The 16,470-nt window shown below is 44.8% G+C and carries 15 protein-coding genes; 13 read left to right on the top strand and 2 right to left on the bottom strand.

Annotated elements, in window-relative coordinates; all coding sequences use genetic code 11:
• Positions 1 to 81 precede the first annotated feature (81 nt).
• From J7649_RS11775 to J7649_RS11750, 6 genes are all read left to right on the top strand, one after another.
• Positions 82 to 786, top strand: a complete 705-nt coding sequence (locus tag J7649_RS11775; protein WP_004647334.1) for a DUF8198 family protein — start codon at positions 82 to 84, stop codon at positions 784 to 786.
• 146 nt (positions 787 to 932) lie between these two features.
• Positions 933 to 1,877, top strand: a complete 945-nt coding sequence (ubiE, locus tag J7649_RS11770; protein WP_219308203.1) for a bifunctional demethylmenaquinone methyltransferase/2-methoxy-6-polyprenyl-1,4-benzoquinol methylase UbiE — start codon at positions 933 to 935, stop codon at positions 1,875 to 1,877.
• Positions 1,878 to 1,889: 12 nt separating this feature from the next.
• Entirely contained in the window at positions 1,890 to 2,603 is a 714-nt protein-coding gene (locus J7649_RS11765) for a ubiquinone biosynthesis accessory factor UbiJ (protein ID WP_219308201.1), read from the top strand.
• Positions 2,604 to 2,615: 12 nt separating this feature from the next.
• Positions 2,616 to 4,235 carry an ABC1 kinase family protein gene (locus tag J7649_RS11760; RefSeq protein ID WP_004729335.1) on the top strand — a complete coding sequence of 540 codons (1,620 nt, stop codon included), beginning with the start codon at positions 2,616 to 2,618 and terminating at the stop codon, positions 4,233 to 4,235.
• 167 nt (positions 4,236 to 4,402) lie between these two features.
• Complete coding sequence (locus tag J7649_RS11755) at positions 4,403 to 5,482, top strand: patatin-like phospholipase family protein (RefSeq protein WP_219308200.1); 1,080 nt, start codon at positions 4,403 to 4,405, stop codon at positions 5,480 to 5,482.
• 60 nt (positions 5,483 to 5,542) lie between these two features.
• A complete protein-coding gene (locus J7649_RS11750; protein ID WP_005245842.1) occupies positions 5,543 to 5,860 on the top strand; it encodes a hypothetical protein in 318 nt (105 codons plus the stop codon).
• A gap of 58 nt (positions 5,861 to 5,918) precedes the next feature.
• On the opposite strand, the gene J7649_RS11745 is transcribed toward J7649_RS11750, so the two are convergent.
• Positions 5,919 to 8,273, bottom strand: coding sequence for a Tex family protein (locus J7649_RS11745; RefSeq protein ID WP_219308199.1), 2,355 nt, complete (start codon positions 8,271 to 8,273; stop codon positions 5,919 to 5,921).
• Between the two features lie 335 nt (positions 8,274 to 8,608).
• On the opposite strand from J7649_RS11745, the gene ompR reads away from it, so the two are divergent.
• From ompR to J7649_RS11725, 4 genes are all read left to right on the top strand, one after another.
• Positions 8,609 to 9,373 carry an osmolarity response regulator transcription factor OmpR gene (gene ompR, locus J7649_RS11740; RefSeq protein ID WP_004278590.1) on the top strand — a complete coding sequence of 255 codons (765 nt, stop codon included), beginning with the start codon at positions 8,609 to 8,611 and terminating at the stop codon, positions 9,371 to 9,373.
• A gap of 262 nt (positions 9,374 to 9,635) precedes the next feature.
• The gene (locus tag J7649_RS11735) at positions 9,636 to 11,096 is read left to right on the top strand and encodes an ATP-binding protein (RefSeq protein WP_219308198.1); all 1,461 of its coding nucleotides are present in this window, start codon (positions 9,636 to 9,638) and stop codon (positions 11,094 to 11,096) included.
• A gap of 205 nt (positions 11,097 to 11,301) precedes the next feature.
• Positions 11,302 to 12,819 (top strand): acetyl-CoA hydrolase/transferase family protein, encoded by a 1,518-nt coding sequence (locus J7649_RS11730; protein WP_219308196.1) that lies wholly within the window; start codon positions 11,302 to 11,304, stop codon positions 12,817 to 12,819.
• 231 nt (positions 12,820 to 13,050) lie between these two features.
• A complete protein-coding gene (locus tag J7649_RS11725; protein ID WP_219308194.1) occupies positions 13,051 to 13,743 on the top strand; it encodes a DsbA family oxidoreductase in 693 nt (230 codons plus the stop codon).
• Between the two features lie 65 nt (positions 13,744 to 13,808).
• Here J7649_RS11725 and J7649_RS11720 read toward each other — a convergent pair whose 3' ends face one another.
• The gene (locus J7649_RS11720; RefSeq protein ID WP_004278594.1) at positions 13,809 to 14,009 is read right to left on the bottom strand and encodes a dodecin family protein; all 201 of its coding nucleotides are present in this window, start codon (positions 14,007 to 14,009) and stop codon (positions 13,809 to 13,811) included.
• A 410-nt stretch (positions 14,010 to 14,419) separates the two neighbouring features.
• On the opposite strand from J7649_RS11720, the gene J7649_RS11715 reads away from it, so the two are divergent.
• From J7649_RS11715 to J7649_RS11705, 3 genes are all read left to right on the top strand, one after another.
• Positions 14,420 to 14,587 (top strand): hypothetical protein, encoded by a 168-nt coding sequence (locus J7649_RS11715; RefSeq protein WP_219308192.1) that lies wholly within the window; start codon positions 14,420 to 14,422, stop codon positions 14,585 to 14,587.
• A 252-nt stretch (positions 14,588 to 14,839) separates the two neighbouring features.
• A complete protein-coding gene (locus J7649_RS11710) occupies positions 14,840 to 15,019 on the top strand; it encodes a hypothetical protein (RefSeq protein WP_004647321.1) in 180 nt (59 codons plus the stop codon).
• A 10-nt stretch (positions 15,020 to 15,029) separates the two neighbouring features.
• Complete coding sequence (locus J7649_RS11705; RefSeq protein ID WP_219308190.1) at positions 15,030 to 16,427, top strand: hypothetical protein; 1,398 nt, start codon at positions 15,030 to 15,032, stop codon at positions 16,425 to 16,427.
• Positions 16,428 to 16,470: the final 43 nt, after the last annotated feature.

Below are 16,470 nucleotides of genomic sequence, written 5' to 3'. Positions count from 1 at the left end.
CGATCTCTGTTCAATTTGTCATAGCAGGATTGTCCGGCAGCCTCTAAGATTCTTGCATCCTCCAATGATAATTGAAGCCTCATGTCCAAACTTGCCGTACTCGATGATCTGTTAGCGCATTATTATCAACTGGCTTATCACACCCGGCCTGACATTTTAAGCCGTTTACAGGATGTGCAGGCCTGGCAGAAAGTCCGCATGCAGCGCACCCATCGCGCCCATTTTGCTGAAAAACAAAACCTGTTGATGTCGGAGTATTTCCTGAACCGTCTCTACGGCGGCGCTGACTTTGATGCGCTGGCAGAACAGATTGCCCGGCTGATGAAATATGCGCATAAAGCAGAAAAAGTTATTCCGGAAAATGCCATTAAAACCGGCACCTCAGGTGTAGAGCTGGCTATTCTGGCGGTACAGCTCGATGAACAGGTCGCAATTCAGTTATTACAGGATTATCATCCACATGAACCGCTGACTGACGAGATGATGCGCCTGACCTATTTGAAGCTGGATCAGGGTGAAGCACGCCTGAAACAGTTGGCTCTGCTGGATCAGCTCGGTATGAGTCTGGATAAATACATGCGTTCATTTGTGGTCTATACCGCCTTTAAAATGTGTAAGGGCGCGGCGAATAAATATAACTTTCAGGTAATGTATGAATTTATGCAGGATGGTTTTCTGGCCATGAAGCCACTCAAATCGGCAGAAAAATTTGTACGCACGTTCACTGCCACCGAACGCCAGATTATCGAGAAAGTACATTCTGGCGATCCGCTACCGTTTCAGTAAATACCCGATGAGTATTTCTGCCAAGCGTGAATTTTTCTGTATATTATTCATAACAATTGCATCATGATTGCTGAATAAGCCTTTAGAATCTGTCATGATGCAGACAATGCAAGATTAACCCGATTGATATGTTAGGAGTGACTCCAATGTCGAATGAAAATACAACGCCTACCCCTACCCCCGAGTCGGCACAACAGACAGACAAAGTGAGCCCATTCTTAACTGACCCCCTTCCACAAGGCACCCCGCAAGGTCAGCAACAATCTTTAGAACAACGTCTGACTGACACGCCTGTGACGGGTACTGTGCCTAAATATAATCTGCCACGTGGTGCCAATACCGGTAACGTCGGCTCAACCACACACTTCGGCTATCAAACTGTCAACAGTGAAGAAAAAGCCCAGAAAGTCGCAGAAGTGTTCCACTCTGTAGCGAGCAAATACGACATCATGAATGACTTGATGTCTTTTGGTATTCATCGCCTGTGGAAACGTTTTGCAATCAATATGTCAGGTGTACGCCGTGGCCAGCATGTGCTGGATATCGCGGGCGGTACTGGCGACTTAGCGAAGGTCTTTAGCCGCGAAGTTGGCCCGACGGGTCATGTGGTACTATCTGATATTAACGAATCCATGCTGAATGTCGGTCGTGACCGTCTGATTGATGCAGGCTGTACCAATGTCGATTTCGTTCTGGCCAATGCCGAAACCTTAGAGCCATTTGCAGACAACAGCTTTGATCTTTTAACGATTTCTTTTGGTCTACGTAACGTGACCGATAAAGATGCGGCACTGGCTGCGATGTACCGCGTCCTTAAGCCAGGTGGCCGTTTACTGGTTCTAGAATTTTCTAAACCAGTGTTTGAGCCATTCTCTAAGCTGTATGACCTTTATTCGTTCACGGCATTGCCAATCATGGGTAAAATCATTGCCAATGATGCAGAAAGCTATAAATACCTAGCTGAATCGATCCGTATGCATCCAGATCAGCGCACCCTGAAAGGCATGATGGAAAATGCCGGCTTCCAGAATTGTGACTATCACAACCTGACTGGCGGGATTGTTGCGGTTCACCGCGGTTTCAAACTTTAAGGTTCCTTGCCTATGTGGTCAATTCTGGCACTCGGTGCTGTTGAACGCGTGATTCATCATGTGATTGATCTGGATGCCATTACCCGCATCCAGCTGAATGCCCTATCCGGTAAAATGCTGCGGGTGGTGATCGCCTCGCCACAGCTTTCGGTCGATGTGTTTTTTGATGAGGGCAAAGTTCGTCTGGAGCCAACGGCAACCGGTCATACCGAAACACCTTCGGTCTTTGAACAACGTCCATTTGACGCAAGTTCCGCGACAGTCACCGAAGCAACTGCAACCTTGCAGGTCAGCAATGTGGTGGAATTACTCAAGCTGCTGCTTTCCGATGAAGTCGGCAATATTCCATTGCAAGGCGACTACAAGTTATTGCAGGAAATCCAGCGCATCATGCAACAGGCGGAACTGGATCTGGCAGCGCACTTAAGTCCCTGGATTGGCCCGACGCTGGCGCATGAAATTGGCAAGTTGCAGCTGGCTCCGAAGCATTTAAAACGCACTTTACAAAGCCAGTTATTTTTTGCTGAAGATGCCCTAAAAGAAGATAGTGGTCTCTTTGCCCCGCGCTGGCAAATGGATGACCTGAATCAGGACACCCGTATCCTGAATCAAAATTTAGATCGGGTTGAAGCCAAAATCAGTCAGCTTCAGGCACAGATTGAATCTGACGACTCTACTGATCAGCCTTTTACTCCTGCTACACCTCATATTCCTTCTCAATACTAGGTACACCGCTTTATGATTCCGCATGTTTCACGTTTACTCGAACTTTGGCGCATCGCCGCGCACTATAGACTCGACACGTTGTTTCCTGCGGAAGAATTACCAGAAAAATCCCGGCATGTACTGTCCCTCATCCGGATGCATCCGGCTGCCTGGTCCAGTCGTGAACGTAAAAATCCGCTCAAGCTGAAACTGGCTTTAGAAGAAATGGGGCCGTTGGCGATCAAGCTCGGTCAACTGCTCTCGACCCGCCGTGACCTGATTCCACCTGAAGTTTTACAGCAACTGGTGTTACTGCAAGACCGGGTCAAGCCATTTGATAATGATGTGGCCAAGATGCGCATTCAGGAATCCCTGAAAGCTGATGTAAATACCCTATTCGCGCGTTTCGATACCCAGCCACTGGCTGCAGCTTCGATTGCTCAGGTGCATACGGCTGCCCTGCATGATGGCCGTGAAGTGGTGGTTAAAGTCACCCGCCCGAATATTCGCCAGCAGATTTTGCAGGATTTTGAAATTCTGGAATGGCTCGGTCAATTTCTGGAAAAACGTCTGGAAGCTGCCCGCGCATTGCACCTGTCGGAAATCATTCAGGATTATCGACAGATCATTCTGAATGAACTAGACCTGACGCTGGAAGCAGACAATACCCGCCGCATGCGCCATCATTTTACCGGCTCGAGCATGATGTATGTGCCGGAAATTTACATGGACAGCAAAGATGTTCTGGTGGCCGAGCGTATTACCGGGGTACCAATTTCAGATATCGCGACCTTTGACCGGTTGGGCATGGATCGTGCCGATCTGGCGCGTAAAGGCCTGACCATCTTCTTTACTCAAGTGTTCCGCGATAATTTTTTCCATGCCGATATGCATCCGGGAAATGTCTTTGTAGAAACCATCAATCCAGCCAATCCGCGTTTTATTGCGCTGGACTGCGCGATTATGGGCGAGCTGTCCAAACACGACCAGATGACCGTAGCACGCATGCTACTGGCGGTCATGAACAGTGACTTTATGCAGCTGATTCAGGTGGTGCATCAGGCTGGCTGGATTCCACCGGGGACTGATCAGGATGCTTTGGCACGTGAAATGCGCCGCAGTGTGGGGCCGATGGTGTCCAAACCGATGCATGAATTGGACTTTGCCGGCATTCTGATTGAAGTGATGGATATCGCGCGTCGTTTCCATCTCGAAATTCCACCTCAATTGATGTTGCTGCTAAAAACTTTGGTGCATGTCGAAGGTCTGGGAACCGACTTGTATCCTGAACTGGATATCTGGAGTCTGGCTAAACCAATTCTGACGGACTGGATCAAGGCCCAGATGAATCCGCAAAAGAACCTGAAAGAACTGGGACAGAAAATCCCGGATCTGCTTTTAGGGGCGCAGGATTTACCGACCCTGATGATCGACAGCTTAAATGGTTTAAAAAACCAGTCGGCATGGCATGCCAAACAGCTCAATGAATTACAAAGCATGCGCCTGCAAATGGAACATCAGCAAAAACGCAGCTGGATGTTTGGCAGCGTCATGGCCATTCTGCTGGCGATTGCAATTATTTCACCATGGTTTGTGTCGGTGATTTTGATTGTGCTCGCAAGCGTGCTTGCCGTCTGGCGGATTGCTAAATAAATCTCCGTGATTTTAGAACATGATAAAAAAAGCCTGAAATGATGCAGGCTTTTTTTATGTCTTAAAGATGAGGATGACTCCAAAGTCACCTTAGGACATATCTTGCCATTGGGTCTTCAGACCTATCGCTTAAAATAAGCACACATTTGGCTAGTATAGGTTCAACCATGGTACAGATTTTACAAAGACGTGCGCCTGCGCTGACGATTCGTGCTGGCCATCTGGCACGTGAGCTGATTCTGGAACAAGGTTTGCAACCCGAACAGGTCGATATCGTGCCCGGTGCGGCAGGCGGCCCCAAAGGCATCGGGATCCAAGGACTGGATCAGGCGATTTTTGGTGAGTTTTTTCCACGTGCACCTCAGCGTAGAACTTTGGTGGGTTCTTCGATTGGCAGCTGGCGTTTTGCCAGTATGGCTGCACATGGAGTTCAACAGGGAACCGAACGTTTGGGTGAGCTGTATACCAACCTCTATTTTCATAAAAAAATGACCCGTCAGGATGTCAGCGAAGTTTGCCGTGGCATGCTGCTGGATCTGGTACAAGGCAAAGAAAACAATCTAGTCAATCATCCAGATTATCATCTCGCAGTCATTTCAATTAAAGCCCAACACATTTTCCAGAGTGACAAGGCATTGCCGTTGCTGGCTTCTGTGGCTGGAATTCTTGGAACGACCGCAGTCGCGCGCCGGCACAGCCGTTATTTCATGCAACGTGTGATCAGCCAGCCCAATATCGGTGAACAGTTTAAAATCGCTGAAGATGGATTTACCACACATTATCATGCACTGACCGAACAGAGTGTGTTGTCTTGGCTGATGGCTTCAGCCTCTATTCCCGGGGTAATGGCAGCGGTGAACAATATTCCGGATGCACCGCAGGGTTATTATCGCGATGGTGGCCTGATTGACTATCACATTGACCTGCCCTTTCAGAGCAAAGGTATTGTGCTGTATCCACATTTTACCGATAGCATTACCCCCGGCTGGTTTGACAAGTTATTTAAACGTACCTCAAATCCGGAAAATCAGGCACGAACTTTGCTGCTTTCTCCATCGCAGCAATATCTGCAAAGTTTGCCTTTGGGTCGTTTGCCTGACCGTAAAGACTTTAACTTAAAAGGTTTGGACCAGGCCCAACGCATTCAGCTCTGGAAGCAATGTATTGCGGAAAGTCAGCGTCTGGGCGATGAATTTCTGGAACTGGTCGAGAAGCAGAATTTTGCTGAGGTGATGCAAACCTTGTAATTGGCCGCAGCTGCCCGATTATTTGTATAATTGCTTTAATTTTGTGAACTGTTGAGATTTATGCAGAAGTTTTTAGTTGTCCTGCAATACCTGTGTCTGGCCTTTGCCATTTATCTGATTTATAGCGTTAGCATGTCGCTGTATAGCCAGGATTTTGTCCTGATGGAACTGGTCGCTGATATCGGTACGATTCTGATCTGTATCGACTTAGCGGTATTTTTATTTACCAGTAAGGGTAAGCCCGGCATTAGCATGGAAGAATATGCAAAAAGACTGGAACAGCCACCGTCTAAGCTGGTCTATGTGACACGAAAATTGGGGCATCTCGGTATTTTGCTGATTATCACCAGCTGGATTGTGCCGATGATCAATTCATAACAATCCAATAAAAAACCTCCCAATTGGGAGGTTTTTTTAAATTAAAGATATCTGAAAATTATTTAGAACCTTTAATCCCGGCTTGCAATAACAATGCACCCAAACCACCAATTTTTTGCTCTTGTGGTTTAGCCGCTTGAGGTTTCTTGCCCTGAGGACGGTCGCCTTGCGGACGTGCTTGCTGTGGACGTTTGCCTTGAGGCTTACGTTCACCGTGTGGCTCATTGTTTTCACGACGTGGCTGACGTGGTGCTTTCGCCGGCGCTTCAGAACCTTCAGGACGCATCGATAGATTCACGCGGTTACGTTCAGCATCCACATTCAAAACACGGACTTGTACGATTTGACCCGGTTTCACCACTTTATGCGGATCAGCGACAAATTCATTGGCAAGTTCAGAAATATGTACCAAACCATCTTGATGTACACCGACATCGACAAAAGCACCAAAGTTAGTGACGTTGGTCACTACACCTTCAAGCTGCATGCCTTCAGACAATTGCGCAACTTCAGTAATGTCATCACGGAATTTAGCAGTACGGAATTCTGGACGCGGGTCACGGCCCGGTTTTTCCAGTTCAGCCAATACGTCTTGAATCGTCGGCAGACCGAATTTCTCATCTGCAAATTCTTCAGCATTCACTTGGCGAATGATTTCAGTATTGCCAATGATGTCTTTTACAGTCGTTGCTTTTGCTTCAACAATTTTGCTCACCAAAGTATATGACTCAGGGTGAACTGCAGACGCATCCAGTGGTTCTGTACCATCTTGAATACGCAAGAAGCCCGCAGCCTGCTCAAAAGTACGCTCGCCTAAACGTGGTACTTTTTTCAAAGACTGACGATTGTCAAAACGACCATTTTCCTTACGGAATTCCACAATTTGCTGTGCGATCGATTTATTCAGACCTGCGATATAACCCAAAATCGCTGCTGATGCAGTATTTACATCCACACCCACCGAGTTCACACAGTCTTCGACTACTGCTTCTAAGGTTTTCGCCAGACCGGTCTGGTTCACGTCATGTTGATACTGACCCACACCAATCGATTTCGGATCGATTTTCACCAGTTCCGCCAATGGATCCTGCAAACGGCGTGCAATCGATACTGCACCACGGATCGACACGTCCAGTTCTGGAAGTTCCTGTGAAGCCAGTTCAGATGCTGAATATACAGATGCACCTGCTTCAGACACAGACACACGTGTCATTTTCAGATCACTGTTCGCAGCCATCATTTCAGCAACTAAAGCTTCAGTTTCACGGCTTGCAGTACCATTACCAATCGCGATCAGGTCAACATTGAACTCGCGGCATAAACGTGCAAGTTCAGTTAATGAACCATCTTTATCATCTTTTGGCGCAAATGGATAAATCGTACTATGTGCCAGTACATCACCAGACTCGTTCACCACCGCCAGTTTCACACCGGTACGGATACCTGGGTCCACGCCCAAAGTGGTACGTGCGCCTGCAGGTGCAGACAGCAGTAAATGACGCAGGTTTTCAGCAAAGACGTTCATCGCTTCTGTTTCAGCAGCCAGACGTTTTTCAGTCAGCAATGAATGTTCAATCGTTGGACGAACTTTACCGAGCCAGAACAATTTTGCAGTTTGCTTCAAGAAATCCTGACGAGCTTGTGGCTGAACAGTTTCAAGATTGTATTCAGTTTCAATACGCGCCAATGGAGCATCATCTTCGCCATCAACTTTCAGGCCTAAAACGTTTTCCTGACGGCCACGCAGCATCGCCAATAAACGGTGTGAAGGCACTTTGTTCAAGTTTTCAGAGAAATCGAAATAATCACGGAATTTTTTACCGACTTCTTTTTTCTCATCACTTGCAACTAAACTTTTCAGCACGGCAGTTTTTGCAAATGTCGCTTTAAGTTCAGTGGTCAGTGCGATATTTTGTGCCCAGTCATCAATCAGGATGTGCTGGATCGCATCAAGCTGGCTTTCAGTATCTGGATAATCTTCATGGCTAAAGCCCGCCAAAGCTTCAGCTGGATCAACGGCTTCATTAAAGATTTTTTCGGCAATCGGGCCTAAATCGGCTTCTTTGGCCTTGAATGATTTACTGGTACGTTTTGGGCGGTACGGCGCGTAAATTTCTTCTAATGCATTTTTGGTTTCGGCCGCATTCACACGCGCCAATAAATCATCAGATAATTTATCTTGTTCTTTGAGTGATTCAATCACCTTTTCACGGCGCTCATACAAATCACGCAAGTATGATAAACGCGTATCGAGTTGACGTAGTTGCGTATCGTCTAAGCCTTGCGTTACTTCTTTACGGTAACGTGCAATAAAAGGAACACTGGCACCTTCATCAATAAGCTTGATGGCAGCCTCAACTTGATTTGGACGTACGGCAAGTTCTTTTGCCAACTGCTGAACTAAGTCAGTCATCGTGTTTGATCCCACAAGGATAAGTACTAAATGGCATGATTATAAAGACCGGGTCTATAAAATCCACCATTGTTTTTATTAATTTACCTCATCTTTATATTATGAAGTGCCACAGTTTTCAGCTTTTCCCGATAAAGTTTGTATGAACTTTGCTTTTTATCCAGCTTAAAATCGTATTTTTTGCTCATTTAGATGTATATATTTGGTATCTATGTCTTGATTTTAACTGCAATATTTGGTGCTTTAGAGCATAGTCAATTAATATCAATGAATCGTATACTCAAAGCCTATTTGATTTTTGTTTATGATGACAATAAAGAATAAAGGAGCATCTCATGAGTTTAGTTGTACCTGCTGAAAAAGCCGATGCCGTACATACCGAAACGGACCGGGTCGAACGGATCCTGGTGGTTGATGATGATGTTCGTCTGCGTACCTTATTACAGCGTTTTCTCGAAGATAAAGGCTTTGTGGTCAAAACTGCACATGACGCCACGCAGATGGATCGACTTTTACAGCGGGAACTGTTTTCTCTGATCGTGCTCGACTTTATGCTTCCGGTCGAAGATGGCTTGAGTATCTGTCGTCGTTTACGCCAATCCAATATCGATACGCCTATCATTATGCTCACCGCTCGTGGTAGCGATTCTGACCGTATTGCCGGTTTAGAAGCAGGTGCCGACGATTACCTGCCTAAACCGTTTAACCCGAATGAACTATTGGCACGTATTCGTGCGGTATTACGTCGTCAGGTACGCGAAGTGCCAGGTGCACCAAGCCAGCAGATGGAAGTAGTTTCTTTTGGTCCATGGTCACTGGATCTATCTACCCGCACCCTTACCCGTGAAGGCCAAGTGGTAACACTCACTACCGGTGAGTTTGCGGTACTGAAAGCACTGGTGCAGCATCCACGTGAACCATTAACCCGCGACAAGCTGATGAATCTGGCGCGTGGCCGTGAATGGGGTGCTATGGAACGTTCAATTGATGTTCAGGTGTCACGTTTACGCCGTTTAGTGGAAGAAAATCCAGCCCGTGCACGTTATATCCAGACCGTATGGGGTGTGGGTTATGTCTTTGTTCCAGATGGTGCTGAATAAAGGAAAACTTATAGGATAAAGATTACCCCAATCTATTGTCCCTAAAAGCCATTCGCTGCTGTTTGAGCTTCCCCTTCTTTAAAGGCTCGTATACAAAGGCGCCAGTTCAGCGAATGGCAAAGTTTTTACTTGCGTAACAGTGTTACTCATTTTTTCAAAAAAAGTAACACAACAAGCTCCTTTCATCGAAGGTTCAAGCAGTAAGATTCCATTACAAATTATTATTACTGCTCAATTTGGAAAATGCCTACAGGGAGCTGGTGTGAAACTCGACCCCATCGATCCACAAAAATTTACCGATTTTGTCAGCTACTCGGAAAAAAAGCGTACCCGCGGGGAACGCTTTCTCGACAAGATCAAACCGCGTTCTGCTGCCATGCGTACCACGGTACTGGTGGTTTTCGTGGTCTGTTTCAGCCTGTTCATGTCCTTATGGTTCTTTTGGCGTACCCTGTTTTTACCTGAAATCCAGCAACATGCGCGTTATCTGGCCATGGAACTGGAAATTCTCAACAATCCCGATCTGCGCCTGTATCATAAACAGCAGGAAGTCGATATCGATGACTGGTTAAGAAACCGGGTCGGCATTGAATACGTTACTAATCCGGCAGAATATCCCACTGTCCGTGAAAAGCTGATTGCCGAATTTTTTACCCGACAGATCGAAACCAAACTCGCCAAAGAGTTACGCATCGAACAAGCCACAGTCTATTTCCAGTTTAAGCCGAGTCCGCGTATCTGGATCCAGACTCCTGAAATGAATGGTCATTGGGTACAAGAGCCTTTAAAGACGTATGCCAATTATAGCAATGAACTGATTTTGGGCTGGTTGCTCGGCACCCCGATTATTGTCGGCATCATTATTTTGACCTTGGTGCGTCAGCTCAACCGTCCTTTACGCCGGTTACAAAATGCCGCCAACAGTTATAGCCGAATCGGTTCAGCACCCTATCTGGATACCAATCATGGTCCACTGGAAATCCGTCAGGTGAATCATGCCTTTAATCAGATGATTTATACGCTAGATCAGACCGAGCGGGAACGTCGAATTATGCTGGCCGGCATTTCACATGACTTGCGCACGCCCTTAACCCGGATCCGCCTCAGTGCCGAAATGATGCCAGATGAAGACTTTCTCAAAGAAGGCCTGATTTATGATGTCGAAGATATGGACGCGATTCTGGATCAGTTTATTTCCTATATGCGCGACGGTTCCGATGAAGAACCACAGGACACCAATGTCAATGTACTGCTACAGGAACTGGTCAAGCAGTTTAAACCGCTAGATATCCGTTTCACCCCACAAGATATACCGACCATTCAGGCACGCAGCATGTCGCTAAAAAGACTGATTGGCAATCTGATCAACAATTCAAAACGTTATGGTTCAGAACCAATTGAGCTTTCTACGCATGTTGAAGAAGATCAACTGTTGATTTGTGTGGCAGACCATGGCGAAGGCATTCCGGAAGATCAGATCGAAGCCTTGATGCAGCCTTTTGTTCGGGGCAATTCGGCACGAACGGTACAAGGCAGTGGCTTGGGGCTGGCCATTGTGAAACGGATTGTCGATATTCACCATGGTCAATTACGTATTCATAATCGTCCTGAAGGTGGGCTGGAAGTTATCATTTCACTACCCGTAAATCAGGTGAACCCAGAGACACTCCCCCCAGCCACCACACTCGATAAAATTCGCCAAACCTTGACTGATCACTTTTAATAAGTGATCAATAATTCAACAAATGACTTTTTAGTTTTTCTATACAATTCATTTTATAGTTCACGAATTCAATCATTTAAAAATCATCATTTTTTATTATACCTACATTTAGCTAAAAAATTAGACCTTAGCCTAACACCTATGCACAATACATTTTTTGAGCGGTACAATCCGTATCATAGTTTAAGAATTAATGAGAGTTAAAATGTCTTTAGATCGTATCCGTTTAGCCTCCCTACACAACAAAGTCATCAGCCCTGAACAAGCGGCTGAATTCATCCAAGATGGTATGACTGTGGGTATGAGTGGCTTTACTCGCGCTGGTGAAGCGAAGGCGGTTCCTTTAGCTTTGGTTCAACAGGCAAAAGCAAATCCATTAAAGATCACGTTAATTACTGGTGCATCACTAGGGAACGATCTAGACAAACAACTGACTGAAGCTGGCGTATTGGCACGTCGTTTACCGTTCCAGGTCGATAACACTTTACGTAAAGCAATCAACAACGGCGAAGTGATGTTCATTGACCAGCACTTGTCTGAAACCGTTGAGCAAATGCGTAACCTGCAGTTGAAAAAACCGGATGTTGCGATTATCGAAGCCGTAGCAATTACTGAAGATGGCGGCATTATTCCAACAACATCTGTTGGTAACTCTGCAAGCTTTGCGATTTTTGCTGAAAAAGTGATTGTAGAAATCAATACCAACTTAAGCCCGGCATTTGAAGGCTTGCACGATATCTACATCCCGACATACCGTCCAACGCGTCAAGCAATTCCATTGACTCAAGTTGATGAGCGTATCGGTACGCATGCGATCAATATCGATCCATCTAAAATTGTTGGTATCGTATTTAACAGCGAATTGCATGACTCTCCATCTACTGTAACTGCGCCAGATGATGAGACTCAAAGTATTGCCAACCATTTAATCGCTTTCTTTGAAAAAGAAGTGGCTGAAGAGCGTTTACCGAAAAACCTGGGGCCTCTTCAGGCAGGGATTGGTTCAATCGCAAATGCGGTATTGACCGGTCTGAAAGATTCAAACTTCGAAGACCTGATCATGTACTCAGAAGTTCTGCAAGACTGTACGTTTGAATTGATCGATGCCGGTAAAATGAAGTTTGCTTCAGGCTCGTCTATTACACTTTCTGCAAAATACGGCGAGAAAGTATTTAACAACCTTGAGCAATACAAAGACAAACTGGTATTACGTCCACAAGAAATTTCAAACCATCCTGAACTGGTACGTCGTTTAGGCATTATCGGTATCAATACTGCGCTTGAGTTTGATATTTACGGTAACGTGAACTCGACTCATGTATGTGGTACCAAAATGATGAACGGTATCGGGGGTTCAGGTGACTTCGCACGTAATGCCCACTTGGCGATCTTCGTAACTAAATCAATCGCGAAAGGTGGCGACATCTCTTCTGTGGTACCGTTTGCTTCACATATCGACCATGCAGAACACGATGTTGATATCTTGGTGACTGAACAAGGTCTTGCAGATCTTCGTGGTTTGGCTCCGCGTGAGCGTGCACGTGCAGTAATTGATAACTGTGCGCACCCAATGTACCGCGATGCATTGAATGATTACTTTGACCGTGCATGTGCAAAAGGCGGCCATACCCCTCATCTTCTTCGTGAAGCGCTTTCTTGGCACTCAAACTTCGAAGAAAATGGTCACATGCTTGCTGTGGAAGCTGCGGTAAAAACTGCATAATTGACTGCATTCACAAAACGCCCTACGGGGCGTTTTTTATGGCATCTTTATATTTTTTTTGAATAGTCAGAACCTGATTATATTAAGGAAGCCACCTGGCTATCACCTACTCTTTCTTCTTTTATTTATCCTGCCGATCTGCTGTAGAAATACACTTCTGATGCTCAAGGGCTTTAAATTCTGATTCTTCACCCTCATACTTGAACACAAGAGCAAAATTAGAGACATGACATGCGCGTAGATATCTGGTCAGATGTGGTTTGCCCCTTCTGCTATATTGGTAAAAAACGTTTAGAAGCTGCTGCACAAGAAGCCGGTATTGAACTGGAAGTACATTGGCACAGTTTCCAGCTCGACCCTGAAGCACCTATACGTCAGGAAGTGTCTAACTTTGAGCGTCTGGCGCAAAAATATGGCCGCACCGTAGCAGAAGTCGAAGAGATGCAGCGCAATATTGCTGAAATGGCCAAAGCCGAAGGCATTGAATTTAAATGGGAAGGTGCCAATTCAGGCAATACCTTTAATGCGCATCGCCTGATTCACCTGGCGCAAAGCAAAGGTCTGGGCAATGAAGCAGAGGAAGCATTCTTCTATAGCTATATGACCCAAGGTCTGGCCATTGGTGAACGTGAAACGCTGGAAGATGTCGCAGCGCGTATCGGTCTGAATCCGGTCGAAGTCGATGACCTGTTGGATTCGGAAGAATATGCCGACTTTGTCAAATTCGATCAGGAAGTGGCACATGACCAGCTTAAGGTCACAGGCGTCCCTTTCTTTGTCTTTGATCAGCGCATTGCTTTGGCGGGTGCCCAGCCTAAGGAAGTTTTCTTGCAAGTATTTGAAAAAGCGCTCGATACGTCAACTAACAGTCAGGCAGCACAGTGCTCAACAGAAATGTGTGACACGCCAGACCAAGCTAAATAAAATAACGTTCAATAAAAAACCCCATTTCAAATGGGGTTTTTTATTTGTTATTGAATGGCATTCGCTTAATCAACCAGAAAACTAATTTTTAAATTGACACGATATTCCGTGATTTTATTTTCTTTAATGACAACCTTCTGTTCATTGATCCAAGCACCTTGTACATTTTTGACCGTTTCTGTGACTTTTTGAATGCCCGTTTGAATCGCATCTTCAAAGCTTTTATTGCTGCTTGAATTGACTTCTACCACTTTTGCAATTGCCATAATAAAACTCTCAGGATGAAAATGAATGGAATTCCATCTTAGTCCATTCTTAGAAGATTGCAGCAGCTCGTAAACAAGCGATAGCAAAAACTTACATGGATTTAACAAAGCTCGAAATTCAGTCTTAAATTGGCAGATCAAAAACACATCGCCGCTTGTTTTGGCACTCGATTAAGTCCAGATTTTCATCGCTAAAATAAAGTATAAAGCCGTGTAAAACCACACAAATCAAACTAGAGTAAATATACTAATTTATTGTTTTATAGAGTAATTTATCTAAAATTTACTACCTGAATTTGCCGAATATATCATTTTCTATTAAGTCTTATTTGCTATTATTTCACCCGAATTAAGTTTAAATACTCTCCTATGTTCAAGTCATTGAACACTCTGATATTAAAGGTCATCCTATGAATGCTCTTAAATTTGCTTTCGCAGCAACCGTTATGGCTTTTTCTGTTCAAGCGTCTGCACAAATGGCGCAAGTGGTTCATCTGCCAGACTTTCCAGCGACTAAAGTACCTGCTGAAACAGTAAATGCAGATGCTGCGACTGTAGCAACTGAAAAAACGGCTTAATACAAAGCTGTTTTTCATTAAAATAGGCTGATTAATTCAGCCTGTTTTTTTGATCATATTGAACACATTCAGTGTGAAAGATGCACGACTCTAAAAATATCGACTATTTCCTACTCTAGTTTTTTCTATTGATTTTTATCACTTTTAATTAAAAAAATTTGTTTATATAACACTCAAAATAGATCACTATTTTATGTGATCTCTGCTTATAATTGCAGCAATATAAATAGATTAATGATAAGAAAATTTTTTATGCATGAACTTCAGGCATTGGTACAGGGCAAAATTCCGCCTCAGTCAGTTTCTATTGATTATTTAATTGAAATGGCAGAAAGCTATACAGACTCGAATTCTGCTGAATACAGACTGGTCGAGCTGGCGGTTAACATTGTACTGGCACAAACCCTGGATAAAGCACTGAAACATCTCTAGAGATCAAAAAATGAATGCTTTAGAAAAAGCACACTTAATTAAAGAACTACATGGACTGGCGCAGCAACTGGAGCATAAAGTCCTGCCTTTCTATGAAATTGCCCGTTCTAAAAAAAGGATACGCGATATTTTTAATCTGTGTGATGAGCCTATTTTCAAGACCCAGATTTCAGCATTTAAGGCCCGCACTCAACCTGAACTTGTTGCTTACCAATTTTCTGCTAATACGTCTTATCATCTAAGCTTTCGTGGCTATTTCACCGAAATCTTAGCACTGGAACAAGCACTGTCTGCCCATCCGGATTCAGGCTGGGCAGTTTTACATCATCCTGAACGTGGCTGGCAAATTTGGCTGATTCCGGCTCCCCAATCTCCTGCCCTGCACAGCCAATGGGCTGAATTGCAACACTGCTATATCTGGCTATTGCAACAACAGCAACGATTTTCTTGCCTGAAACAGGATCCACCCTTGATCGTTCCAGCCTTATCCTTACACGAAGCTGAAACCAGCTGCAATTCTATGGAAACAACCAAATATCATCGGGGACGGCCGCGCGTAAGAATTCATGCACTAGAATTAAATCGCTCAGATGAGTCAACCAATCAGATACAAATTGAACGCGAGGCGTTAAATCCTCAGTTAAAAACTGAAACGACCATTCCGCAAGAACAGATCACAGCCTCCGAATTGATTCAATTCCCTGCACAGATTCAACTAGGCGAACTAAACGCCCATGTACACCCTTTAGGCTTAGAAGAAACCAATATCCAGCGGCTCTGTGCTTTAGAAATGACTGAGAAGATCGAGCATCCTGCCTATTTGGATATCGCACTGTATTATGCAGCAGAAGATAATTGGCAGGCACGTCAGGTTTATTTGGTTGAACAACTGAATCTGCAAGGCCAGTTTGTTAAATATCTGATGCTCTTAGGGGTACCGAGTCAGTTGCAGGCTCACTATTGTATTCAACATTGGCTTACCCACCATCAACGCCAGGCTGCTGCGATTAAATCACTGGCCTGGTCTGTTATAAGCATCAGGTTCATGCAACTCGAGCTTTTTTCAACAGCTTACTTGCAGCAGGCTGAAACAGTCTGGACACAGCCAGATTACCATCCGTTTATACCCGCCCAGTTTATTCAGAAGCAGAAATTTATTTCTTTTAAAGAGGCTGCTGCTGATTTTTCTACTCCTGTACTCTTACTGCAGGAACATCAAAAAATCCGAGTGATTCATGGTGAAAAACGCATCTCTCTCGCAGAGGATGAGCTGGCCTATCCATACATCTTGCTGCAACGCGACAAACAGCTAAATTGGCAGAATATTCACAATATTATTTTAACAATGCCACAACCCATTCGGGTATTAGAGCTTTATCGGGAAATTCAGGCTCAAATGATTGAATAATTGCTGTTATTTTGTAGCTTTAACTTGCTTTTTAAGGCCGTTT

Origin of the sequence: Acinetobacter lwoffii, assembly GCF_019343495.1 — a bacterium.
GTDB classification, from domain to species: Bacteria; Pseudomonadota; Gammaproteobacteria; order Pseudomonadales; family Moraxellaceae; genus Acinetobacter; species Acinetobacter lwoffii_P.
This window is presented reverse-complemented; position numbering and strand designations above follow the sequence as displayed.